Raw genomic sequence first — 23,796 nt, forward strand, 5'->3', positions numbered from 1 at the left:
TACCTCACAACCTATGGGAGAACAAATCGTTACAACTTCAATCCTGGCAAGGGAAGCCAGCTCGCCGGAAATAAACCTCAGACTATGCTTGAAAACAAAAAAAGCCGCCAATTCCGCGACTTTTCTTTAATAAAAATCCATCCTTACCTATCCCAATGCCACATCAAGAATCATCATCAGCACGAAACCGAACATCAAACTCATCGAAGCCAAATCCTTGTTGCCTTTTTCCTGTGAGCTTGGAATCACCTCTTCGGCTACGACAAAGATCATCGCTCCGGCCGCAAAGCTCAAGGCATAAGGCAGCATGGGTTCAATGAAGGCTACGGCGACCGCGCCTATCACCGCGGCAATAGGTTCGACCATTCCCGAGAACTGTCCATAGAAAAAGCTTTTTCTCCGCGACATTCCGTCACCGCGGAGCGGCATCGAAACCGCTACGCCCTCCGGGAAGTTCTGAATGCCGATACCTAGGGCCAGCGTCAAAGCTCCCACCAGAGATGCCTCCGTTCCCCCGTTCGCAAGAGCCCCAAATGCGATCCCCACCGCTAATCCTTCCGGAATGTTGTGCAGCGTGATGGCCAGAACCAGCAAGGTGCTTCTTTTCCTCACTCTCGGATTATATCCCTCCGCTCCTCCCATCGGAGAATTGGGGTGAAGATGGGGTAGAATCTTATCGATTCCCCATATGAATACTCCGCCTAATAAAAATCCGAGCGCAGCCGGAAACCAGTTCCCGATCGGATTGCCTTCCGACAGTTCGATGGCCGGTGCCAATAATGACCAGTAGCTGGCCGCAATCATGACGCCACCGGCAAACCCCAACATACTATCCAGCAAGCGCTGGTTCAATGTTTTTGTAACAAAAACAAGAGCCGCACCTAACGCCGTCATCCCCCAGGTAAACAAGGTGGCCAGCAATGCTTGGATAATGGGATTGAAATTCATAAAAAAGTCTACCATGCAACAAAGAACTCCTTCGATGAAATTAATATGATACTGATACTATTTCCTAATGCGAGCCTTACATGCATTTGTCGGTGATAATGAAATCGATCTAGAGAATATGTACCCGCACGCGTCCATTCCGATGCATTTCAATGCAAATAATTATATATCATAAATTTCATAAAGTTGATAGATTGTTTTTCCGTGGCACCGGATCGGACCTGCCGTTTCCCCTGAACGCTCACCTTTAGGTAAGTACCTGTAAAAAAAGTGCATACTTACATCAATCCGGCAAGCCCTTTATACTCTAGAACATACATCATATCCAAGGAGGAATCATCTTTTGAAAACTCTCGTTATCGTAACGCATCCGAACATAGAAACATCGATCATCAATAAGCGCTGGGTAGAAGAACTCCGGCAATACCCGGATAAGTATACCGTTCACGAATTGCACAAAGCGTATCCGAACGGAATCATAGACGTGAAAAAAGAGCAGCAGCTCATAGAATCGCATCAAAATTTAGTTTTGCAATTCCCCGTTTATTGGTTTAGCTGCCCGCCGCTCCTTAAAAAATGGCTGGATGATGTTATGACTTATGGTTGGGCTTATGGTTCGAATGGAGGCGATAAACTAAAGAAACGCAAGGTCGCATTAGCCGTATCCGCCGGCATTAAAGAGGAAGATTATCGGGAAGACGGAAGGTACCGCCACACCTTGGGGCAGCTGCTGGCTCCATTGGAGACAACGTTCCTATACTGCGATGCCGATTATCGTTCGTTCTATGCTTTCTACGGGCAGGAGAAGGAACCTGGCGGAAACGCGCCCGACATGGAGCCCTGGCCGCCCCAAAGCACATTGGATATAAGCGCCCGGCAGTATTTGAAGTTCTTAGACAACCTATGATGAGTTGCTGCAACAAAGTAAAAAAAGAAGTATTTCCTGCTGTAGGAAATACTTCTTTAGTTACATCGGCCGTCGTCAAGCTTCACGCTGTACGCCTTCTGAAGCAAGCAAACTGTTCTTCTCTCCCCATTCGCACATCATGTGTAATACAGGTATGAGAGAAAGTCCGCGTTCGGATAAAGTGTATTCCACTTTCGGGGGAACCTGGGGATATTCCGTCCGAACGATAAGATCATCCGTTTCCAGCTCCTTTAACATGATGCTAAGCGTTTTAAAGGATATGGAGCCGATGCTTCGTTTCAGCTCGTTATGCCGCATGATCTTTTTTTCTGACAGCCAGTACAGGATGATCATTTTATACTTGCCGCCGATTAAGGACAATGTATATCCAAAGCCGGTGTCTTGGGGTTTCACGCCGGTCGGTACACAGGTTTCGCTTTCCCGCACAAGCCACACTCTCCTTCCGATCTGTTTCCAAGGCTCGATATCAGGATCATTTTATCACAAATACGATCCTGGAAACTCCGGAGATTCCCTTCCGGCATGAGATTCAACCAGCCCAGACGTCTTTTACATATTGTCCTGTCGATTCCAAACCCGACAGCCAGGCAGCAGCATCTTCAGCTTTCACGCCATGACGCTCCTGATAGGATTGAATCAGCGTTTGTTCCACCTCCGGAGCCATCCGGGAGCCGTCGCCGCAAATGTACATTTGCGCTCCGCCATCAAGCAGCGACAGCAATAACATTCCGTCTTGTTTCATCAAATGCTGAACATAGCATTTCTCCGCTCCGCTTACCCTCGAGAAAGCCGTATGCAACGTGACCAGTCCTTCCTGCTCTGCCCGCTCAAGCTCCTCGCGATACAGGAAGTCCTGCTCCGGATTCCGGCAGCCGAAGTACAGATGCGCGGCGCCCAGCTCTTGACCTGCCTCCCGAAGCGCTTGTCTCGCTTGGATAAATCCCCTGAACGGTGCAACGCCCGTGCCTGGTCCGATCATGATCATAGGCGTCGCTGGATCCTCCGGCAGCGCAAAACCCGACTCGGGAGAGCGTATAAACATCAAGACCTCCGCGCCCGTTTCCAATTCGGCCAAATAGTTCGAAGCAATGCCCCGATATTCTCCCTTGCCGCTCCATGCCCGGTCCCGAACGACGCTAACCGTGATGCTTGCCGTATTCCGGCTAACTTTCGGTGAGCTGGAAATCGAATAATATCTCGGCTTCAATGGCGGCAGAAGCTCAAGAAACCGTTCAAACGGCAGTTCGCAGGCTTCATACCGCTCCAGCAGGTCGAGCATGGTGATCCGTTTGGTCCGAACTTCGGCCTGATAGCTCGCTTCCTCTATCAGTTCTTGGAGCTCTTTGGCATGCGGCGGACATACCGTGCAAGCGGCCATTTCCCGTAACTGCGCCCTTGTAGCCGGTTCCTGCAGTTCCACGCTGCGGGACAACAGATCGTCGAGGCGGACAGGTATGCCGGTCGGCAAATGCGCACCGCTTCTTCCTTCTGCAGACAAAATAAGATGGGCGCCCGCGTTCAGTTTGAATCTTCGAAGTACTCGCTGAACCAGTGTCTTTGGATTGACAGGAAGCACCCCCAGATGATCGCCTTCGCGGTATTCTGTTCCCGGCGGGAGCGAGATTTCGATATGCTGCGTGATCCTTCCGCTGCCCTCATGCTGCAGATTGCGGCTAAATACGATATGCCCCGTCACGGCGCGATAGGTTTCCGTCAACGGAACGGCTGCCGCACCCTGGACGAACTGAACGGACAAGGCGCTGCGTTTCTGTCCATGGACCGCCGTAACCGGCAATCCGAGCGCTTGCATCAAATCCGGCCATAAATGCTCCGTCCACTCATCGACTTCCCGCTCAAAATCGCCGCTTGCATCACTTTCGCCGCGCTGGATCAAACGCTGCCCCCCTTTGAGTGAAAGCTGCTCGTCGATGAGGCGGGGAATGCGCTGATACGTGCTTGCCCAGTTATGGTCTCCGCACCCGAATACCGCGTAACGAACGCCCTCAATTTCGGATTCGTTCGCGTTCTCAAGCCATTCCATGAAAGCCTTGGCATTGGAAGGCGGTTGTCCGTTGTACGATGCAGTAACGATGACTACAACGCCTTCCTTCGGAAGTTTTCCTGCATATTCGTCCAGTGTGCCCACCTGGCTGTCGAACCCTTGGTGCTTCGCAGCATCCGCCACCTCTCTGGCAATTCCCTCAGCCGTGCCCAGATTGGAACCGTACAATGCGAGCAGCGGCGTATGATGGGCAAATGCCGCCGAAGGATCGGACTTGGCATCATCCCGCTTCTTCGATTCGAGCGAAGCAACTTGACCGCCACCCGGTACCAGGAGAGCCGTCCCGCCTTGACGGCTTCGAACCTGAATACGGAACCCTTCCGGCTTCAGAGTGAGTGTTTCCTTCACTTGCAGCTCATAAGGCTGGTTATCGATCAGTTCGAAATATTTGAGAACCAAACCAAGCACCAGGGTTGCTTCCTGCAGCGCAAACTGCTGCCCGATGCAGGCGCGTTGGCCGTTACCAAACGGTTTGTAAGCGTCATGCGGCACCCGGCTCGGATCCTCGAAGCGTTCAGGTCTGAACGTTTCCGCGTCGTCCCCCCACACCCGCGAGTCCCGATGGAGCGCTGGGATCAGGACGGTCACGCTGTCCCCTTTCTTCATGGGATAGGTTCCCCCGATCGCCGTATCTTCCTTCGCATACAAGGAGAAAGCAGGCGCCGTTGGCCATAAGCGCAGCGACTCGTTGAGTACCATGCGGACGTATTTGAGTTCCCTCACCTGGTTATAGGTCGGAACGGGATCTTTCAGTACGCGGTCCACTTCGCTGACTGCCTTAAACAAGGCTTCCGGATTTTTCATCAAATAATAAATGGCAAAGGACAACAAGCCGCTTGTCGTCTCATGTCCGGCGATCAGAAAGGTGATGATCTGGTAACGGATGTTCTCATGATCGAGAGACTCGCCTGTATCGGGATCGACGCCTTCCAGCATATGCGCGAGCAAATCCCCTTCTTCACCGCCGTGCTTTCTGCGATCTTGGATGAGCTCATCCACGAGGGAGAACATGAACTGGATATCATCCTGAAACTGCCGTTTCTTTTTAATCATAAACATGTCCTGGATGCCCAGACGATGAAACTGGTTCATGCCCTCATCCAGCGCCCGCACCATACTATCGATAAATGGATGGTTGTCTTCGCGGTAGAAGCTGTTAAACCGGTAATTAAATCCGCAGAGGCCGATTGTATCCAGCGTCAAGCGCGTCATGTCGGCAGGAACGTCCACGGTTTCGTCCGGATTGAGTCGAGCCCATTTCTGGATCAGCTGCATGGCGATATCGACCATTTTCGTGTGGTAGCCTTGCATCGCGCGCTGGCTGAAGCTGGAGAGCAAAATGTTATGGGCTTTTTTCCAGTTTGGCTCCTGCGTGGCGCTCGTAAACAATCCATCCCCCGCGAATGGGCGGACATTCTGCAGCGGTGCCCAGATTCGTTTATCAAACCGCTTCTCGTCACAAGCATCCTTGACATATTCATGTCCCGAAACGTACAGTTCCTTGCGTCCGCCTGGATATTGAAATTGAAAAATCGGTCCGAGCTCGGAGGCAACTTTCACAAGCGATTGGACCGGTGCGGCGGAATCCAGCAGCGGCAGATTGCCGAGCGGACCGTAGGTTTTAGGCTGAGGCACTTCCTTGGTTTGTGTCATGCGATCTCCCTCCATCATCCCTGTCATCTCTTTGTATTTGCCCATATTCGGGCAGAATAATTCTTGTTACAGAACCAATTGACCAATTTCGTAATACGGTCATTTTCATGTAAAAAAGGAGGATTCGACGCGGCATCGTTTGTTTTCACTTACAATGGCTGCCTGATCCTGCCTTTACCCTATCATGATATGGATATCCGCACATCTGCCGGAGGTCCGTAATATCGTATAGGTCCGCTGTTATTCGTTTATTACTTTTCAACCAGGAAGTGACCCGTTATTACAACTTTTGGACTATGAATCCAGAATATCGTTTGAACCGATATGGCCATAACCCTACATGCTAGCTGACATTCACATTCACAGATTTATGCTGGGTGAATCCTAGCCGTGTTCCTCATTTTACTTGCTTTAGAGATACGATATGATTAATGCCTATTTTTCCTGCTTTCTTTCGAGGAATGGTGGTACGTTTGTATTCCTTAAAACCCATCTTTTCGTAGAGTCTCATCGCTGGTACATTCGTATCGGCTACCTCTTCTATTAAAAACTCACGGTATGGAGCAGCTTCAAGAATATGGCCTATGATCAGCGAGCCTACCCCTTGTCCTCGATATTCCGCGGCCGTTCCCACAAACTCAATCGAACACTTCATCGGAGACGGATTCGCAAGTGGCGTTTCAAATTCCTTTTTCAAAAACATGTGCGCAAGGCTGCCCTTATATAATCCCAAATGCTTCCGCAGCTCTTTTTTGTTGAGTTTCACGGATAAAGAGGTGCCGTCCGAACATGCAGCCATTCCAGCCACTTTGTCGCCGGCAACGGCAACATAAAATTGGTCCAGGTTAAACATGTGCGCAAAGGCTCTGGCGATTTGCTCCTTATCTTTCGAGAAATATCCAAGCCATTGCGAGAACCCATCTGCAAAAATACGGGACATTTGAACTCTTGCACCCATTTCTAATTGATCGGCTTTCCTAACTGTAAACATAGTCACTCTCCCTCCTTGAACAGGAATAATGTGAGTACGCTCGGTGATGGCATAACGAAGTTGTTTTTCAATATCGCTTTCATATCAGCCAGGCCCTGCAATGACGAATAAAACAACACGGCCATTTCATGGGGATCTCCGGAACGGAAATCGCCTGACTCCTGTCCCTTCTTAATAAGTGCGGCGGTAGAACGCAACAGCCGACCATTTACCTCTAAAACCTCAGCTTGTTTCCGATTGGCTCCATCACCGGAGAAAAACAACTGATTCATGAGAATCAGCAAATTGGCAAGCTCTTCCCCTTCTTGCATATCGTGATAAATTTCGTCAACAAACTGCGTCATGAGTTTTTTCGGCGAATCAGCGTCTTCGAAGGTTTGGATGATTTGGGTCAAGCTGTCAAGCGCAAATTCAACAAGTTCATTAAACAAGCTGTCTTTTGTTTTGTAATGCCGGTATAAAAGCCCGATGCTGATACCGGCTGCATCCGCTATGTCCTGCACATTCGTGGAGCCGAACCCTTTTTGAACAAAAAGCCGCATTCCGGCGGATTGTATTTTTTGTCTGGTTGCGTTACGCATTTCTTCGTATTGTTCCTTTGTACGTGGCAATTTGCCCCTCCTTTTTATTGAGTGAGTTTTTACTCATTATAAAATGCTGGTATTGGATAATCAATCCATAAACGATGGAATTAGCAAATTGGCCCCCAAGAGCAGTAAATCAAACCGCATGATTTCAAGATGATAATCGTAACAAGCGGTTGCAGTTTCGCAATATAATAAGTCACAGTTTTTTGTTGCATTAGAAACTTTTCTGTAAATGTTCACAGAATTTTCACTTACGAGGAGCTTTTCCCCATCCCTATAATTACAAAGGTAACTAGAAAGGATGATGAAAGTGCCAACTACAAAGAAAGAAAATTTCTATTTCGGTATGATGATGTGTGTAGGGATGGTCATCATGATGACAACCTACAATCTGATCACGAACGGATTGATCGGAAACATATCGCTTGCAGCCGTACTCACGCAGTTTGTTCTGGGCTTTATGATTGCCTTCCTTCTGGAGCTGTTTGTTGTCGGCCCTGCAGCCAAAAAAATCGTATTTTCCATAACGCGCAACAAATCCAGCAAAATTATCATGATCGTGGCAATGGCCTTTTTTATGGTGATTGGGATGGTGACTTTTATGTCCATGTACGGTCTGGCGTCCTCTTACTTTGCCGACGGCCTGCCTGGTGAATCGCTGCTTGGAAGCTACTTCTCCATTTTCATTAAAAATTTTGTGTTTGCGCTGCCGCTTCAACTTCTCATTATAGGCCCGATCGTGCGGTTCCTGTTTGGCAAGCTGAAAGCCAACCGCATGAACGAATCCCTCACGACCGTCTAGAATGTCGGAGTCTTCGCCATACTCATCAATAAAAGCCGCGATATGATCGCGGCTCTTTTGATATCCAATATTCTTCTGCATGGAGGATATTTCTGTGATCCATTCCTGTCTCTGATCAGCCGAAGCTTCAAACTTGAGCTTCTTCCATGGCTTTACGAACATCATAATCGCGGATGTCGATATCCAGCGGCATGCGGAGCGCCAGCTTTGCCAGCTGATACCCTAGAAATGGGCCCATCGTTAGTCCGGACGCTCCCAGCCCGTTTGCCGTAATCAGCCCTTCCCACTCGGGAACTGGGCCGATGACGGGAAGAAAACCGGGCGTAAACGGACGAAAACCAACTCGCACTTCCTGAAACTTGCTGTCTGCTAAATCAGGCGCCAATGCCAATCCTTTATTCAGGATTTCCTGCATGCCGCCAGGAGTCACCCTCGTATCGTAGTCCTTGATATCATTTTCGTGAGTCGCCCCGATTACGATCCTTCGGTTATCGAAAGCAAGCAAATATTGATCCGAAGGCGGCATGATCACCGGCCAGTCTCCTGTATCTGGATGATCGGACACCTCTACATGCATGATTTGCGCTTTCTGATAGTGAACCCCAAAATGAATGCCTAAAGGCTGCAGCAGTTGTTTTGCCCAGGCGCCGGCACAGACGATGACTTCATCAGTCGAGTAGCGCTTGGATCCGACTTGGGCTCCAGTTACGCGGGTCGCCTGATACTGCAGCTCGGCATTCCCGTTTATTAGCTCGGCTCCGTGCCTTTGCGCTGATCGGATCAACGCATCTCGCAGCGCCCGACCATCGACACGGGCTGCACCGCTGATATGAACGGAATGATAGCCTTCCTGGAGCAAAGGAAACCGTTCACGGGTTTCTTCCTGATTCAGCCGTGTGATCTCGCCGATTTCCGGAGCATCCGCTTTTCTCGTATGCGCCAGCTCCTCCATCTTACTGATTTTGTTCACATCTTCATGAATGCTAAGAGCGCCGACTTGAGCGTAACCCGTGTCTGTCTCGCCCTCGCTGATAAGCTCGTTTATTAATTCAGGATAAAAGCGTGCGCCGGCTTTGGCCAATCGGTACCATGCCTGATTCCGCCTTTGCGACAGCCAGGGACATATAATTCCTGCCGCGGCATCGGTAGCCTGCCCTTGATCTTTACGGTCTATAACGAGGACTTCCGCTCCCATTTTGGCTAACTGATAAGCGGTCGATGCCCCCAGAATTCCAGACCCTATGACGATGACTTTCCTCATGTATGACATTCCCTTCCTCAAAGCACTGTATCCATTATAGCGAATATTGGGAGAAAGTATAACGCGCCGGCCATCTAGCCGATTAGATCAGGCCGCTAATGCATAGTTCAGCAGGGATATTTCTTTCATACAAAAAAGCCGCCAAATAGGCGACTTTACATCCATATGATCAATGGTTGATCTGCTGGAACGGTTCATCTTATTTTTCCATGACAGCAAAATAGTTGTCTTCCACATCCGCAAAATTGAAAACTCTGCCGGAAGGCAAATGTACCACTTCGCCGACCGTGATATTGTGGCTGGTTAAATGACGATGCAGCGCATCGAAATTTTCCGTGAACAACATTAAAGACGGTGTGCCCAAATGTAATTCTGGCGACATTTTGGCTACGAGCTCCTTATCATGCAGAATGATGCTTGTTTCTGCTTCCTTCGTTGGAGCGATTTCAATCCATCTCATTTCACCGTTGTTCTCTTCAGCGATAACTTCAAATCCCAGCATCTCAGTCCAAAACTTCACGGCTTGATCCTGATTGTATACATACACCATAATTTGACCAACTTTGCTAATCATCGATTCTACACTCCCTCGTATAAGTAAATGAAATGTTAAAACCAGCTTGCTTCTATGACTTCCTTGTCTCTTCAGATCATAACATGCCAGATGTATACATATTTCTTTTCAATTGCGAATTAATCTAAAAAAAGCTGCCGCTAATGAGCGGACAGCTTTTTTTGAAATTATGCTTCTTGATTGCCTTCAAGCTCAACGATTTTCGTTGCGACATTTTCGCAAAATGCACGATCATGCTCCACAAACAGAATGGTCGGTGCATATTCCAGCAATAGCTCTTCTATTTGCATACGGGAAATAACGTCAATAAAATTTAGCGGTTCATCCCAAATATGCAAATGAGCCTGCTCACTAAGACTTTTGGCGATCAGGACCTTTTTCTTCTGTCCCCCGCTATAAGTCGAAATATCCTTTTCGAATTGGAGCCTCGAGAAATCGAGCTTCCGCAATATGGATTTAAACAGGCTCTCGTCAATTCCGCTGCTGGTGGCATAATCCGACAAACTGCCCCGAAGATGGGAGGTGTCCTGGGATACGTAGGATATTTTCAGCTGACGATCCCTGCTGAGATGTCCCGTGTACTGCAGATCTTCTCCGCATATTAATTTCAGGATGCTGGATTTTCCTGATCCGTTTTTACCCGAAAGGGCAATTCGCTCCCCTTGTTCGATCGTGAAACTTACGTTCTCACACACCGTCTTGGAGCCATACGAGATGGATACATTCTCCAGCTCGGCCAGCTGCTTTTTGTGATACTCGAGCTGGGAAATCGCAAGACTCTCGGAGCTCTCGATGTTTTTAAGGAGCTTCGATTTTTCTTCAATAGCGGATTGTTGCCGCTGCTCCAGGTTTTTCGAGCGTTTCATCATTTTTGCTGCCTTGTGGCCAATATAGCCTTTATCGACTTTGGAGCCGGAATTTCTGGTGCCGTTTTTCGTTTTTTCTACTTCATGCGACCAATTTCCCGTTCTTTTGGCAGAATCGGTTATTCGTTTAATGTCTTTCCTGAGTTTCTCGTCACTGGCGAGCTCAAATTGATCCTGTCGCTTTTTATTTTCCCACCATGCGGAGAAATTGCCCTTTTGAATCTCGATATTGGTTTTATTGATGGACAGGATGTGGTCGACACAGTCATCCAGGAATGCTCGATCGTGAGATACCAGAATGTACCCGCTTTTTTTGTTGAGATAGTCGCTGACCGATTTTCTCGCATGCATGTCAAGATGATTGGTCGGCTCGTCAATCAACAGGAAGCGGTTCTCTTTGGTAAAGAGCGCCGCCAACATCACTTTGGTTTGTTCTCCGTTCGACAATGATGCGTAAGGCCGGTACATAACATCTTCCGATACCTTCAGCAGGTTAAGCTCGCGCACGATTTGCCAATGAACATACTCCGGATAAATCTCTTCGATTACATCCTGGGTAAGATAATCCTTGTGCTCGACATGGTAAGGAAAATAGTCGAAGCTCACGGCGGACGAAATATTCCCGCTGTATTCATACTTGCCCTGCAGCAGGTTCAAGAACGTGGTTTTCCCTCTGCCGTTTCTTCCGGTAAATCCTAATTTCCAATCGGTATCGATTTGAAAGCTCACATTCTCGAATATAGGATCATAACTGCTTTCATAAGCAAAGGTTAGGTTCGTTACATTAATTAATGACATTTTACTCATTCCTCTATGGCGATATTTCAGAACGAAAAAAGCGCGAATAACACCAGATCCCCGGTGCTATCCACGCTAACGTTAACCTAACTATACCATAAAGAAACCAAGCGATTGATCAAGTCATCGCTAAGCATGCCTGTATATGAATATAGAAGGATAAAGTTCCGGTATCTGATTGTTTATGATGTGAACCTTGTCTAGTGTTCCCCGTTTCGACAGGTTCACATAAACATCTACAACCTCTAATTCAGTCATCGCTTTATCCCTCCTCTGTATAATCACTCATTATAGTCCGAATATAAAAAAATTTAACATGAAAACCTCCCATTGGTCAACCTGCTCGGGAGTCTCGCCATATCTAAATTCTGAACGAAGGCCATGGATCATATCCGACTTTCCGATCTTGCGCAAATAGCGGGTTGCTGTTAGGATAATTCGAGTGGCAGCTAGCTGCCTAATCATATGGATCGAAAAGCAGGTGACCGATTATGAATTTGTTAAAAGAATTTAAAACCTTCGCACTCAAGGGTAATGTGCTGGATTTGGCCATTGGGGTGATCATAGGGGCAGCCTTCGGCAAGATCGTATCCTCGCTCGTGAGCGATATCATTATGCCGGTGATTGGCTTGCTTCTTGGCGGTGTGGATTTATCAGGGCTGAAGGCTACCATCGGGGACGCAACGCTGACTTACGGAGTCTTCCTTCAAACCGTCGTGGACTTCCTGATCGTCTCCTTCTCGATATTCATGTTCATCCGCACGCTCAACCGCTTCAAACGCAAAGAAGAGACCAAAGCCGAAGAACCGCCGGCTCCGTCGAAGGAAGAAGTTTTGTTAGCTGAGATTCGCGATTTGCTGAAACAGCAAAACCAGGCCTCCGAAAAATAAAACAGGATTCCACTAGAACGTGTTTTCAAGATGAAAACACGTTCTTTTTTTTGATCCACTACGGATAACATGGCGATCCCGACCTTATATGATATTGACAGATCCGAATCGCTAGAATTATAATTCATACTAACCCTACTAATATAGTATGTTTTAAATGGCAATTAACCGTCCAACCTTGGGCTGCCCGGAAAAGGAGAGATTCCACATGCCAAATGTTCAAACGTTTAAAGCTACCGCTCAATTGCAAGAAGGGGTAAAAGTCATAACGAAAGCAAGACAATTCGAGCTGGTCATCGATGAGCCTCAAAGTCTCGGCGGTACGGATACCGGAATGAATCCCGTCGAAGCCTTGCTTGCTTCCTTGGGTGCATGCCAATCGATCGTGGCCCGCGTTTATGCGCCGAAATTCGATGTAGTGCTCGAGGATTTCAGGGTAGACGTCGAAGGCGACTTGGATCTGGACGGATTTTTTAACCGCTCCGAGGTGCGCCCCGGATACTCCGACATTCGATATACGTTTTACATCAAGACACCATCGCCCGCCGATAAGGTGGAGTCGTTCGTGGCATTCCTGGAGAGTAAATGCCCTGTGGGCGATACGATTGCTGCGCCGGTGAATCTTAAGCTGAATCGCATCGTCATCGAAAACTGAACTCATGTACATAGAGGGATGCAAGACTTGCACACAGCAGTCCTGCATCCCTCTTTTATCTTATGCTTAAGAACTTGAGTCTATGCTGGGCTCTACTTTCCAAATCTACAATCGCGCCATCTGACCACCTTTGATCTCTAAAGGCTCGCCGTCTACGCTAATCCACACGTTTAAGGCACTGGGGTTATGGATCATTCGGCTATCTGCCGAGAAGCGAAGTTGGTCCAAGGCACTGCAGTATGCATAGATCTCGGCATTCGTGGCATACCAGATATCATTCCGGCCGCCGATCATGTCCCCGAATCGATCCACGAGATCCCAATTCCGGTCGTTCTCGAACTCGTAACTGTGGCCCCACACGTACAGGATGGCCATCCTGGAGAAAATCTGCTGCATATCCACGAACTTCTCCGCGTATTCCACCATTTCTTTATGATGACAAGTCGGATGCCAACGAAGCCAATCATCCGGCTTATGAAACGAGCCATGGCTGTTTACCGTGCGAGCGTATTCCATGCCGACATATCTTAAAAGGCCGACCACTTGTTCACTGTAAGTGCCGAACGGATAACTCATTCCCTTAATGGGGTAATGAACCAAAGCTTCTAACGTTTTCCGGTCCTCTACGACCTGCTCCACCACTTGTTCGGTAGGTATTTGCTCCAGGAAGGGATGATCCACGGTATGCGCGGATACCTCATGCCCCCGGTACAAGGATGCCACCTCCGAAGGGTCGATGTATCCGTCTTTGCCAAGCGTTCCGCTGTTCAAATGAAACGTGCCCCGTATTCCGTACTCATTCAGCTTCTTGACCAATTTTCGATCATGTTCGCGGCCATCATCAAAGCTAAGCGTCAGTGCCTTCTTGGCGCCATTCGGAAAACGGTCATATTGTATGCGCATTCAAGTTCCTCCCATTTAAGATATTGACTCGCATCATATCCTATTAAGTTTCATTATACGATGATTGACACCGGGGATACATCTATTATTTCCTGTTTACGGCATATAGGAAGCGACCATAGCCGATCTCAGCCGCATTTTTCATCAGCTCGATATTAAGCCAGGCCGCCAGCTTATGAAAGGGTTGATCCGTGAAAGGCCACCGGGTTCGTTCCGTCGAAAGAAAAGCATCGTCCGTCAACGCCGCCGCTTCACGTTCCCACCGCAGTCTCAAATCGTTAATCCGCTCTCTGGCCTCTTGAACGCTCCCAGCAGAATGGATATCGTTGCGGGTCATCGTCCCTTTGCCAAACGAATGGTTCAGCACCATCGTCCACCAATAGGTGATATGCCATGTCAGCCAGGATATGCTGGGCGGGCCGATGTCATACTCCTCGGATTCCGGCCATTCCGCGCGCCAGATTCCAGATTCGCGATAAACATGAAGCCCTATCGAGGCAGGCCGCCAAAAAAACTCCTCGTCTTGAAGGCCCGTGAGATGCAGATCAAGCAACTGCCAAGCGATTTGGAACTGGAAATCAAGGGTGTTTCGAAGGATACAAGGCGGGTTAGCCTTATTTTCGTCCTGCATATTACATCCCTCCTCTATCGATTTAACATTAATGTAGACGTTATTAATATTCGTCTATTAATATAGGGATATAATAAGCTATTGTTTATCACCAGTCAATCCATGGGTCTGAACATTAGCAAACAAAAAAGCCGCAAGGATGCGGCTTATCTGGTGCCCATGCCCGATTCGGATAAACGGGTGGCTTTGACGACATAGGATGCCAGTCCGGGGATCATTCGGACGATGCCGGGATAGAAGCGATTGCTTTTGGCAAAAGCCAGATTCTGAATTCTTCTCGCCCTTCGAAGCAGCTGCGCAAAGGTGCGATTGGCGTCGTGCGTGTACTGATTTTGCCATTGAGCGAAGTTGATTTCTCCGTTTAAATATTTGTCGGTCCAGCCGGAGCACAGCAGTGATGAACGCAGGGCAACCGACATTCCGTCTCCGCAAAGCGGCGGAAGCATCAGCATGGCATCGCCGATGTGCGGATATTGCGACCAAGGTTCCGGTTTGTCGGATAAACGAAGCGGGGCAATCGATACCTGGGTGCCCTCAACCGCCTCTCCTTCAGCCAATCGTTCAGTTAACCTATTGTTCGAGCGCGATGCGGCTTTGAGAATTTCGGGTACCGATTTGCCGCTTCCTTGTACCGATTTCAAGGTCAGCAATGCAGCCACGTTGACCTTCCCATTCTCGACCGGCGATATCCCGACATAACCGCCATCGCAAAAATACAACTCCACCCTGGAAGGCACTGTGATGCCGGCAAAGTGCGATTTGACACCGACATATACGGTATCATCGCGATATGTTTCGGCTGAAGCAACACCGCGCGGCTTCTTAGTGCCGTAGGCTCCAATGACGGCTCTTGCCTCATACCGAATCTGCTCGTTCCCTTGCCTCGTTTCGACTTCATATCGATGATCGCCCCGCTTCCGGATCTCGGTCACGGTAGACCCCGTTACAATCTCCGCACCCGCGCTCAAGGCATTCTCATGCAATAGGCGATCCAGCTCGTAACGGCTGATGCCGGTAGCTTTACCCGGTAACGGAGCGGTGATGACGCCGCCATGAGGCATCACGATAGAGGCATGATTCATCGCAGCGGGATTCACCTCTTGGACTTGAAGATGGACACCCAGATATTCCAGCATCTCTCGAGTCTCTGGGGACATGAATTCACCGCAGGTTTTGTGGCGCGGAAAGGATTGGCGATCCAGCAGGATCGTACGATGCCCCTGCTTGGCAAGCTGCAGGGCACAGCTCGTGCCGGCAACTCCCGCGCCGATGACCATCACATCGGCTTGCTTTGACATATGTGAACACCCGCCTTTTTGCTTGCATGAAGAATTTAATCATCGGTTTCGGCAACCGATTATGTCTTCCTATCGTTCGGGATAACAACGGAATAGCGGAACAATGGCTTCCATCGATAGGTCAAAGTGGCGTGATTAAGCTGCTCTTTCAGCTCTCTCCAATCTCTCCCTTTAAACCCCTTGGCAACCGATAACGGCCCATCGTGACGAATATAACGATTGCGTGAGATGAGACGCGTTGTGATCCAGACGGCCGCGTAAGGCACAGGATGCCGATGGATATCGTTAATGACGACGCCATGAACGGAGGTTCGCAGCATATGCGACACGATCTCCATGAGCTGTTGTCCCTGAAAATGGTGGATGAACTGGGATCCGGTCACGATATCAGCCGACGCATCGGGCAGTTCCTTAACGTCCGCGCGGCGTACATGAACCCTCGGTTCATGACGAAACAGCCGTCTCGCCTCTTCGCAAGCTTCTTCCGTCACATCGACTAAGGTAATGCTCAGCTCCACGCCCATTTGATCCGACCATTGCAGCAGCTTCCGGTTCACATCGCCGGAACCCGCGCCAACATCCATGATGCTAAGGGTATACGGACAGCCGATCGATTTCCAGAGCTTCACCACGCCGTCCAAGGTCGGGCCCGGTGCCGCGAATATGCGATTCAACCGCCTTAAATGCCGGAGCGCTTCGCTCAGCTCTTCTCCGCCCATGGTGAAGTCATCCATAAGCTCATCTTCTTGTGCCCGGATCGACAGTGTTCTAAAGAAGGACATGGTCCTGCTCCTTTACCGATGGCGCATAAGCCTTTACATAGGTAAAACGCATAAGCTCCGCCGTTAAGCCAGGTCCGAAAGCCATGGCTACTCCTTCCGTCGAAGCTTCATTACGTTCTTTCATCTTCTGGCGCATCGCGTTCAGCACGAACATAATCGTCACGGAGGAGAGATTGCCTGCCGTTCTTAGAATCTCCCGGCTGTAGTGGGTTTGCTCGTCGGTCAAGCGCATTACTTCCTGCACCGAATCTACGATGCCCCGGCCGCCCGGATGGATCGCCCATAATTCCGGAAGCTTGTCGCCTCCCAGCAGAACACGAAGCTCATCCTCCAGATGAGTACCGAGCAATTTGGGAATACGCGGCGACAGGAAAAGATCAAAGCCCGTATTGCCTACCTCCCACGTCATATCCTCCGTTGAATCCGGGAGCAGGACGGAATATCCCGTGCCGAGCTCCACATAATGCCGATGCTCTGCTTCCGGCTGACCGATGACACAGGACGAGGCACCATCGCCGAAGAATGAGGCCGCAAACAATGCTTCCCTCTCCCGAACCGGCTGGAAGTGAAGCGTGCAAAGCTCGACGCACACGACCAGCACCTGCGAACCCGGCGCCCCGCTCACAACATCCCGCGCCATTTGGATCGCTTTAAGACCAGCGGCACAGCCTTGGAAGATTAACGGCAAGCGATTGACCCGCGGAGAAAGCCCCAGCTTCCGGATCAACAGAACATCCATCCCCGGCTGGTATTGACCCGTGCAGCTGACCGTTATGAGATGCGTAATTCGATCCGGAGACATGCCGGCATCTTTCAATGCCTTCTCGGCAGCTTCCACGCCAAGCGGAAGGGCCTCTCTCTTATATGTATCCATACGCTCTTCGGTTGTCGGAATGACGGACGCGTCATGGGAGTTCAAATATCGGCACTTCTCCAAGGGATCCAGATAGTTGGATTCGCAAGTATAACGAGTTTCGACACCGCAGGATCGAAATACTCTTCGGGCAAAGCGGGCCAGATCGGGTCTGTCCTGCAGCGTGGATGCGATTAATTCTGCGATATCCGACTGAGCTACGGAATGCACCGGCAATGCCGTGCCCATCCCGAGAATCGCGACATCGGATCTACCGTTTGTTTGCTTCATGCTCAAACCTCCTGCAGTCTTGGAATTATACATGATTACCCACCCGGGGGCTTTTTGAATTCGTTTAACTTCTATTTGAGGTTAGGATAACCCGAACATGGCAAATCATATCCAATTCAAACCAAATCACTTGTAAAATCGCATCCGCAAACAAAAAAAAACCACGATCACGTGGTTTTTCAGACTCGACGATCCTTGTCATCAAAGGAAAAGCAATGGCTGTTGATCCTGAACGGATGAACGCAATGGATCTACGGTTATATTACTTGCCGGGTTCAGCTTCGTCATCCTGACTTCCCAGAACTTCCGCATGGGCAAGAAGAACCCATTGGTTGGATTGGTCGTAACCGGATACCTCGGCAACCACACGATATCGAGGGTACATCCATTCGGGAGGGGTACCGGCTTCCAGAGCGGAGGTGTCCGTCAAACCGACCGCATGCGGCTCTAGCAAATGAATCAAAGTGCCTTGCGGAAAAAAGGCCTCGATCCAGCCTTCTACTCGTGCGCCGATAGGAAACATGCGCTGGATCCGCTGCCAGTCCTCCATCCAGACCAAAAGCTGTTTCTGCCAGAGCTCTTCGAATGCAGCTTGACTGATTTCTTCATAATAGGGTTCTTTCGGATCAAGCGGATGCTCCGCCAGCAAAAAATGACGGGAGTCATGCTTTCTGTTCGACGTGATCCAGCTGCCGTCCTCATCATGAACCATCTGCCTGTAAGCCGTTCCGTCGTGATCCACTTCAAAATACCAGGTCCCCATTCCCGGTTCCTGAACATCTTTCAGATATTTCAAAAATCGTCCTCCTATCAGCTGAACAACCGTTCAAGAAATTCGGCCAAGTTCCGTTAGCGGCTCTTGGCCGGCTGGTCGTATGCCATCGATGATCATCCGTGTTTCGGAGTGCCTCTTCCATTCCAAGTTCAGGTTTATGCACCGTAGATTGTTTTTTGATATGGCACCCGGTTTATTTTACCATATCCAGGTGCTTGGGCGCGGCGTCTTTTCTTTACTATATCAAACAAGCCTGATTGCGACTGCAATCAGGCTTCAAGATCTAAACATTATTTCCCCGACATCGTTCTGATAGGCGTACTGAACTGCTGCGCAAACTCATTTAGATAGATGATCCTTCCATCCACTCTCGACTGCTCAGCCGCGAATGCCATAAGGTGGCTTTGAACGGAACGGCTTGCCGATGTAAGTCCTTGATTGTTTCCTCCCGTTTGCACCAATCTCAGAAAATCCTTGATCAGACCCATATCTCCGCCGCCGTGGCCGACATGGCCGCCCCGGTCCGCAAAAGAAATTCGCTCGACCTTCCCGCTGCCAAAGTGAATGATCTCTATTTCGTTCTTCTCCATGGCTCCGCGGATCTCCCCGCGGGTTCCCATCAGCTTGATCGTGCGGCTGACATCTCGCGTAAACGCGCTCATCGTGAAGGCGACCGTCACGCTGTTGGCAAACTCCATATTGACGACCTGATGATCCACCACGTCATTGTCGCAATGGTATACGCATCTGCCGTACGGCCCCTCCAGCAGCGCTTGATATCGGGCATCATAACTCATATCGTCGCTGATCGCCGAGGTCGGCCAATTCGTGTCCTCGGTCAAATAATGATCAGGTGCATAATAGAGGCACTCATCCGAGACCGGACATCCGTCCAAGCAGCGCTTGGGTGCGCCTGCCGGTGCCTGTGCAGCCGTAAAATGGCTCAAGGAGCCGAAGGAGGACACCCGGACGCAATCCGAATCGGCAAGCCAGAGCAGCATATCCAGATCATGGCAGGACTTGGCCAGTATCATTGGGCTGGAATCTTCCGTCCGCCGCCAATTCCCCCGCACAAAGCTGTGCGCCTGATGCCAATAACCCACGTTCTCGTTATGCTGAATCGACATCAATCGGCCGATAGCCTCTCGCTCCAGCAGCTCCTTGATGGTGGAAAAAAACGGCGCGTACCGAAGCACATGACAGATCGAAAATACCAAACCGGCCTGCGAAGCCATCTCACCCATCCGGATGCATTCTTCGGGATCCGGAGACATCGGTTTTTCCAAAAGCACATGGTAGCCGGCCGCAAGCGCCCGCATTGTCGGCTCGAAATGCTGCTTATCCTGGGTACATATGAACACGGCGTCCGCGACCTTGGGTGCTGTAAAAAAATCATTCCAGTTCTCGAAGCATGCCGCGTCTTTAAGCCCATGCCTTACTTGAAACTGTTCCCTCCGCTGCCGATTCGGTTCTGCGACGGCGACCACCTCCATCTCATGGGGATGCTGCAGGGCATAGTCCATATAATTGATCCCCCGCAGTCCGGCTCCGATCAGGGCGACCTTCACTTTATTCATCCGTTTCCTCTCCCTCCGTAGGTCTTATTCTTTCACGCTTCCGACCGTCATCCCTTTGACAAAATACTTCTGCAGGAACGGATACACGACCATGATCGGCAGTGCGCCCATGAAGATTTGGGCCGTTCGAAGCGTTTTTTCGCTCAAATTCTCCATCGCCTTGATCTGTTCGATCGAAATCGAGGTCATTTGGGAATTGATCGACATAATGAGGGTGGACAAATAGGTTTGCAGCGGGTATTTTTCCGGCGAATTCAAGTACAGGATACCGTCAAACCAAGCATTCCAGTGCCCCACGATGGTGAACAGACCGATCGTCGCAATGGACGGCAGCGAAACCGGCAGGTAAATTCGCCATAGTATTCTCCAGTGTCCCGCACCGTCAATCGTTGCCGCTTCTTCCAGCTCCTTCGGGATTGTCCTGAAGAAGTTCAGCATCAGAACCATGTTCCATACGTTAAGCGCTCCGGGCAGAATCAAAGCCCACACGGAGTCGATGAGTCCGGTATTCTTCACGACCATGTACGTGGGAATCAATCCCCCGCCGAAAAACATCGTTATGGCAAAAAACCACACATACGGCGTACGGAACTTAAATTGATGATTCGATTTCGATAATGGATACGCCGTTATGAATACAAGAAGCATATTCACCGCCGTCCCCAACACGACCCGGGTAAGCGAGACGCGGAACGAACGGAAAAACTCTACCTTTTCGCCCAAGTACCGGTAAGCGTCCAGGTTAAAGCCCACGGGCCAGAGTCTCACCTCTCCCGCCATTGCGGCTGTATTCGAGCTTAGCGAAATCGAGAGCAAATGAACGAACGGAATGATACCGAGCAAGGTGATGAGGGACAGCACCAGCGTATTCGTGATTACAAACAGTCTTCTGCTGATCGTTGGTTTATGCATCTTCCTACCTCCACTCCGGCCTAAAAGATCCGATAATTGTTATATTTGTAAGCCGCATAGTACGTCACGGCCACGAGCGCCAGAGAGATGACGGATTTAAAGAAACCGACGGCGGCGGCAGGACCGAACTGCTGGCTGAACATGCCCAGTCGATAAACGAAGGTATCAATGATATCCGCCCCTTCATAAACCGTCGGGTTGTACATGATCAAGATCTGCTCGAAACCTGCGTTAAGAATGCCGCCAAGGCTCAACACGCCAAGCAAAATGAGAATCGGCGCCATGCCCGGCAGCGTGATGTGAATCATCTGCTTCCATCTTCCGGCTCCGTCTACTTCTGCTGCCTCATACAGCGTCGCATGGATTCCGGTGATGGCTGCAAGCATGACGATCATGTTGTAACCCATCCCTTTCCATACATCCGATCCGATGACGATCCCGCGGAACCAGTTATTATCCAGCATGAACATGATCGGTTCCATATGGAGCGCGCCCAGAAGGCCGTTCACCGGACCATTCAAGGAGAACAATTCGATGATGACGCCGCCGAGCACGGTCCAGGACAGAAAGAACGGCAGGAAGATGGCGGATTGGATAAAGCGCGAAAACCATCTTCGCGTGACTTCGTTGAGGAGCAGTGCCAATATCAGGGGCACCAGTAAAAACAAAACCATTTTAAATACGGAAATCACGATGGTATTCCACAGAACCTGCTTGAAATCGGGCAGTTCGAAGACATAGCGGAAATTATCGAATCCGACGTAATCCGAGCGGAAGAACCCAGCCAGCGGCTCGAATTGCTGAAAGGCCATCACAAGGCCGGCCATGGGCCCGTATGCATAAATCAACGTGACAATGACTCCCGGCACCAGCATCAAATGCAGCAAATATTCTTTTTTCAGCGTTCTCACAGATGAAACCTCCCCGTCCATTTCAAACGGGAGGAGTCTGCCGGCTTCCTCAAGGGCTTCTCCTCCCGCTTTATCAATCCAAGATTATTTGGCGCCCTGCTGGCCGTACCAATCATTGACTTCCTGGGTGATCTGATCCCCGCCCAGCGATTTCCAGCTCTGAACGAATTTATCGAATTCGTCCAGCGAAGCCCCCATGACGATCTTGGTGAAGGTTTCCTGCATCAGCTTATCAAGCTGGGAGCCCTTCTCGACTTGAGTTGCCGTTGGCAGTCCGTAGAACTCGTTATTTACGTAAGCATGATTCTCTTTGATTTGCCGCGTCATGCCCCAGCCGCCGTCTTTCGCCGCCCGGCTGAAATATTGGCCCCAGTTTACGCCTTTCGAGGCATTCGCGGTATTGCCTGCAAGATAATCCTTTGTCGCCTTGAAGACGTCCGCCACATTTTTGTAGTTCTCGTCATCCAGCGTGATTTCCGTTTGGTTTGCATCGAGAGCCTTGTTTACTTCCGTATAGATCGTTTCGATTTGTGCCGGATTATAGATCCGTGGGTTGAACCAATTATAGACGTATCCTTTTTCCGCTTTGTTCTGGTCCATGTATTTCTTGTTGCCCATCTCGATGTAGAAGTTGATCATTTTGATGGCGGCTTCCGGATTCTTCATTTTTTTGTTCACGACCACGAGTTTGTTGCTGCGGATTTTGGGAACCATGGACTTGCCCGGCCCGTCGAGTCCGGGAATCTGAAGGGCAATCCAGTCTGCCTTGGGATCCTTGTCAACATTCAGATTCAACGGCCAGTTCGGATACCACCATTCCCCGTAAGAAATGCCCACCTTGCCTGCCGTAATATCTTCAACGGACTTGTTCTCGTCCTTCAAGGCGAATTCTTTGTCCAGAATTCCCTCCTTGTACCAGGACTGCAGCTTGCCCAGCGCGGTCTTGACTTCCGGTTGTATGAGCCCGGGGATCAGCTTGCCGCTGTCGTCCTTGATCCAGGCCGATTGATTGTCCCCGATGGAAGGGTAAGCGCCAAATCCATTGAAGAAGCCCCTCAGGTCAAAGCCCCAAAAGAACAGATTCTTTTGCATGGCGATACCGTAGGTGTCGTTTTTGCCGTTTTGATCGGGATCCTGCTGCACAAAGGCTTTAGCAACCTGCTCCAGCTCATCCATCGTTTTCGGCGCCTGCAGATTCAGGTTATCGAGCCAGTCCTTCCGGATCCAGAGCAGCTGGGTGGACAGGAACGGATCCTCGAAACCGGGAATCGCGAGCAGCTTTCCGTCTGAGGTAAACGTCTTCATCGCAAAACCGCCGTCGGATTCCATGTATTTTTTCAATGCCGGCGAAGCGAAGTCGTTATAAGCTTGGGTGAGATCGGCAAGCATGTCCTGCTTCTTCAGCTTCTCGAAGTTCTTCTGGTCCAGCTCCATAATGTCCGGCAGATCCGCCGAAGCCATGGCTAATGAAAACTTTTGCTCGAACTGGCTGGAAGGCACCGTCCATTTGTACTGGACTTCAATGTTCAGCATGTCTTTGAGATCTTTGAAGTAAGCATTCTGTTCGGGCGTAATCCCTTGCGGCGTCCGCGGGTCCTCGGGCGGATTGTAGCCAAGCACTTGCGTGACCGTTACCGTTTCAGGATATTTGCCAAGAGGATCCGGCGGCGTATTGGAGTTCGTCTCCTCGGCAGAGGTTTTGTTCGGTGTCCCCTCCGATTCGTTCCCCTGATTCGAGCATGCCGCCATTACCGAAAGCGTCATCGTGCTAATCAACATCATTTTCGCTAGTTTGGTCCATTTCATGATGGCTATATCCCCTTTATCTGGCATATTCTTGATATCCGT

General features: G+C 49.9%; 22 protein-coding genes. 4 read left to right on the top strand and 18 right to left on the bottom strand.

Annotated elements, in window-relative coordinates; genetic code table 11:
• Positions 1–147: 147 nt before the first annotated feature.
• Entirely contained in the window at positions 148–963 is an 816-nt protein-coding gene (locus AC3RCL_RS16965; RefSeq protein ID WP_492530889.1) for a ZIP family metal transporter, read from the bottom strand.
• Positions 964–1,291: 328 nt separating this feature from the next.
• Between AC3RCL_RS16965 and AC3RCL_RS16970 the strand changes: the two genes are divergently transcribed.
• Positions 1,292–1,855: an NAD(P)H-dependent oxidoreductase gene (locus AC3RCL_RS16970; RefSeq protein ID WP_145036097.1), complete on the top strand. Its 564-nt coding sequence runs from the start codon at positions 1,292–1,294 to the stop codon at positions 1,853–1,855.
• A gap of 75 nt (positions 1,856–1,930) precedes the next feature.
• On the opposite strand, the gene AC3RCL_RS16975 is transcribed toward AC3RCL_RS16970, so the two are convergent.
• From AC3RCL_RS16975 to AC3RCL_RS16990, 4 genes are all read right to left on the bottom strand, one after another.
• Positions 1,931–2,302 carry a winged helix-turn-helix transcriptional regulator gene (locus tag AC3RCL_RS16975; RefSeq protein WP_145036095.1) on the bottom strand — a complete coding sequence of 124 codons (372 nt, stop codon included), beginning with the start codon at positions 2,300–2,302 and terminating at the stop codon, positions 1,931–1,933.
• 103 nt (positions 2,303–2,405) lie between these two features.
• Positions 2,406–5,591: a bifunctional cytochrome P450/NADPH--P450 reductase gene (locus tag AC3RCL_RS16980; protein ID WP_492530892.1), complete on the bottom strand. Its 3,186-nt coding sequence runs from the start codon at positions 5,589–5,591 to the stop codon at positions 2,406–2,408.
• A gap of 397 nt (positions 5,592–5,988) precedes the next feature.
• On the bottom strand, positions 5,989–6,582 hold the full coding sequence (locus AC3RCL_RS16985; protein WP_492536395.1) for a GNAT family N-acetyltransferase: 594 nt from the start codon (positions 6,580–6,582) through the stop codon (positions 5,989–5,991).
• Between the two features lie 2 nt (positions 6,583–6,584).
• Positions 6,585–7,193 (bottom strand): TetR/AcrR family transcriptional regulator, encoded by a 609-nt coding sequence (locus AC3RCL_RS16990; protein ID WP_492530894.1) that lies wholly within the window; start codon positions 7,191–7,193, stop codon positions 6,585–6,587.
• Between the two features lie 286 nt (positions 7,194–7,479).
• On the opposite strand from AC3RCL_RS16990, the gene AC3RCL_RS16995 reads away from it, so the two are divergent.
• On the top strand, positions 7,480–7,971 hold the full coding sequence (locus AC3RCL_RS16995) for a DUF2798 domain-containing protein (RefSeq protein ID WP_015735023.1): 492 nt from the start codon (positions 7,480–7,482) through the stop codon (positions 7,969–7,971).
• Positions 7,972–8,098: 127 nt separating this feature from the next.
• Here AC3RCL_RS16995 and AC3RCL_RS17000 read toward each other — a convergent pair whose 3' ends face one another.
• From AC3RCL_RS17000 to AC3RCL_RS17010, 3 genes are all read right to left on the bottom strand, one after another.
• A complete protein-coding gene (locus AC3RCL_RS17000) occupies positions 8,099–9,232 on the bottom strand; it encodes an NAD(P)/FAD-dependent oxidoreductase (protein WP_492530896.1) in 1,134 nt (377 codons plus the stop codon).
• Positions 9,233–9,431: 199 nt separating this feature from the next.
• On the bottom strand, positions 9,432–9,806 hold the full coding sequence (locus tag AC3RCL_RS17005; protein ID WP_375119678.1) for a VOC family protein: 375 nt from the start codon (positions 9,804–9,806) through the stop codon (positions 9,432–9,434).
• Between the two features lie 167 nt (positions 9,807–9,973).
• Complete coding sequence (locus tag AC3RCL_RS17010; protein WP_492530899.1) at positions 9,974–11,470, bottom strand: Lsa family ABC-F type ribosomal protection protein; 1,497 nt, start codon at positions 11,468–11,470, stop codon at positions 9,974–9,976.
• A 491-nt stretch (positions 11,471–11,961) separates the two neighbouring features.
• On the opposite strand from AC3RCL_RS17010, the gene mscL reads away from it, so the two are divergent.
• Together mscL and AC3RCL_RS17020 are read left to right on the top strand one after the other, a co-directional pair.
• On the top strand, positions 11,962–12,360 hold the full coding sequence (mscL, locus tag AC3RCL_RS17015) for a large conductance mechanosensitive channel protein MscL (RefSeq protein WP_015735016.1): 399 nt from the start codon (positions 11,962–11,964) through the stop codon (positions 12,358–12,360).
• Between the two features lie 208 nt (positions 12,361–12,568).
• On the top strand, positions 12,569–13,015 hold the full coding sequence (locus tag AC3RCL_RS17020; protein ID WP_015735015.1) for an OsmC family protein: 447 nt from the start codon (positions 12,569–12,571) through the stop codon (positions 13,013–13,015).
• 105 nt (positions 13,016–13,120) lie between these two features.
• Here AC3RCL_RS17020 and AC3RCL_RS17025 read toward each other — a convergent pair whose 3' ends face one another.
• The 10 genes from AC3RCL_RS17025 to AC3RCL_RS17070 form a co-directional block, all read right to left on the bottom strand.
• Positions 13,121–13,918: a polysaccharide deacetylase family protein gene (locus AC3RCL_RS17025; RefSeq protein ID WP_492530902.1), complete on the bottom strand. Its 798-nt coding sequence runs from the start codon at positions 13,916–13,918 to the stop codon at positions 13,121–13,123.
• 85 nt (positions 13,919–14,003) lie between these two features.
• The gene (locus AC3RCL_RS17030) at positions 14,004–14,549 is read right to left on the bottom strand and encodes a DinB family protein (RefSeq protein WP_492530904.1); all 546 of its coding nucleotides are present in this window, start codon (positions 14,547–14,549) and stop codon (positions 14,004–14,006) included.
• A 146-nt stretch (positions 14,550–14,695) separates the two neighbouring features.
• The gene (locus AC3RCL_RS17035) at positions 14,696–15,847 is read right to left on the bottom strand and encodes an NAD(P)/FAD-dependent oxidoreductase (RefSeq protein WP_492530906.1); all 1,152 of its coding nucleotides are present in this window, start codon (positions 15,845–15,847) and stop codon (positions 14,696–14,698) included.
• Positions 15,848–15,906: 59 nt separating this feature from the next.
• The gene (locus AC3RCL_RS17040) at positions 15,907–16,629 is read right to left on the bottom strand and encodes a methyltransferase domain-containing protein (protein ID WP_192572104.1); all 723 of its coding nucleotides are present in this window, start codon (positions 16,627–16,629) and stop codon (positions 15,907–15,909) included.
• Complete coding sequence (locus AC3RCL_RS17045; RefSeq protein WP_452520559.1) at positions 16,616–17,773, bottom strand: type III polyketide synthase; 1,158 nt, start codon at positions 17,771–17,773, stop codon at positions 16,616–16,618. Before AC3RCL_RS17045 ends, AC3RCL_RS17040 begins: the two co-directional genes overlap by 14 nt.
• Positions 17,774–18,035: 262 nt before the next feature.
• The gene (locus AC3RCL_RS17050; protein WP_036663307.1) at positions 18,036–18,569 is read right to left on the bottom strand and encodes a hypothetical protein; all 534 of its coding nucleotides are present in this window, start codon (positions 18,567–18,569) and stop codon (positions 18,036–18,038) included.
• Between the two features lie 269 nt (positions 18,570–18,838).
• Positions 18,839–20,125, bottom strand: a complete 1,287-nt coding sequence (locus AC3RCL_RS17055) for a Gfo/Idh/MocA family protein (protein WP_340966305.1) — start codon at positions 20,123–20,125, stop codon at positions 18,839–18,841.
• Positions 20,126–20,149: 24 nt separating this feature from the next.
• Complete coding sequence (locus AC3RCL_RS17060) at positions 20,150–21,037, bottom strand: carbohydrate ABC transporter permease (RefSeq protein WP_015735007.1); 888 nt, start codon at positions 21,035–21,037, stop codon at positions 20,150–20,152.
• 20 nt (positions 21,038–21,057) lie between these two features.
• A complete protein-coding gene (locus AC3RCL_RS17065; protein ID WP_015735006.1) occupies positions 21,058–21,948 on the bottom strand; it encodes an ABC transporter permease in 891 nt (296 codons plus the stop codon).
• An 84-nt stretch (positions 21,949–22,032) separates the two neighbouring features.
• Entirely contained in the window at positions 22,033–23,754 is a 1,722-nt protein-coding gene (locus tag AC3RCL_RS17070) for an extracellular solute-binding protein (RefSeq protein WP_492530911.1), read from the bottom strand.
• Between the last annotated feature and the right edge of the window lie 42 nt (positions 23,755–23,796).

The sequence above is a fragment of the Paenibacillus sp. MT86 genome (assembly GCF_058792535.1).

Excerpts from the sequence above, each read along its gene's own strand:
- AC3RCL_RS17035 (WP_492530906.1), bottom strand. The coding sequence starts at position 15,847 with ATGTCAAAGCAAGCCGATGTGATGGTCATCGGCGCGGGAGTTGCCGGC.
- AC3RCL_RS17055 (WP_340966305.1), bottom strand. The coding sequence starts at position 20,125 with ATGAATAAAGTGAAGGTCGCCCTGATCGGAGCCGGACTGCGGGGGATC.
- AC3RCL_RS16985 (WP_492536395.1), bottom strand. The coding sequence starts at position 6,582 with ATGTTTACAGTTAGGAAAGCCGATCAATTAGAAATGGGTGCAAGAGTT.
- AC3RCL_RS17000 (WP_492530896.1), bottom strand. The coding sequence starts at position 9,232 with ATGAGGAAAGTCATCGTCATAGGGTCTGGAATTCTGGGGGCATCGACC.
- AC3RCL_RS17045 (WP_452520559.1), bottom strand. The coding sequence starts at position 17,773 with ATGAAGCAAACAAACGGTAGATCCGATGTCGCGATTCTCGGGATGGGC.
- AC3RCL_RS17025 (WP_492530902.1), bottom strand. The coding sequence starts at position 13,918 with ATGCGCATACAATATGACCGTTTTCCGAATGGCGCCAAGAAGGCACTG.
- AC3RCL_RS17005 (WP_375119678.1), bottom strand. The coding sequence starts at position 9,806 with ATGATTAGCAAAGTTGGTCAAATTATGGTGTATGTATACAATCAGGAT.
- AC3RCL_RS17030 (WP_492530904.1), bottom strand. The coding sequence starts at position 14,549 with ATGCAGGACGAAAATAAGGCTAACCCGCCTTGTATCCTTCGAAACACC.
- mscL (WP_015735016.1), top strand. The coding sequence starts at position 11,962 with ATGAATTTGTTAAAAGAATTTAAAACCTTCGCACTCAAGGGTAATGTG.
- AC3RCL_RS16980 (WP_492530892.1), bottom strand. The coding sequence starts at position 5,591 with ATGACACAAACCAAGGAAGTGCCTCAGCCTAAAACCTACGGTCCGCTC.
- AC3RCL_RS17010 (WP_492530899.1), bottom strand. The coding sequence starts at position 11,470 with ATGTCATTAATTAATGTAACGAACCTAACCTTTGCTTATGAAAGCAGT.
- AC3RCL_RS17040 (WP_192572104.1), bottom strand. The coding sequence starts at position 16,629 with ATGTCCTTCTTTAGAACACTGTCGATCCGGGCACAAGAAGATGAGCTT.
- AC3RCL_RS17060 (WP_015735007.1), bottom strand. The coding sequence starts at position 21,037 with ATGCATAAACCAACGATCAGCAGAAGACTGTTTGTAATCACGAATACG.
- AC3RCL_RS17070 (WP_492530911.1), bottom strand. The coding sequence starts at position 23,754 with ATGAAATGGACCAAACTAGCGAAAATGATGTTGATTAGCACGATGACG.
- AC3RCL_RS17020 (WP_015735015.1), top strand. The coding sequence starts at position 12,569 with ATGCCAAATGTTCAAACGTTTAAAGCTACCGCTCAATTGCAAGAAGGG.
- AC3RCL_RS16965 (WP_492530889.1), bottom strand. The coding sequence starts at position 963 with ATGGTAGACTTTTTTATGAATTTCAATCCCATTATCCAAGCATTGCTG.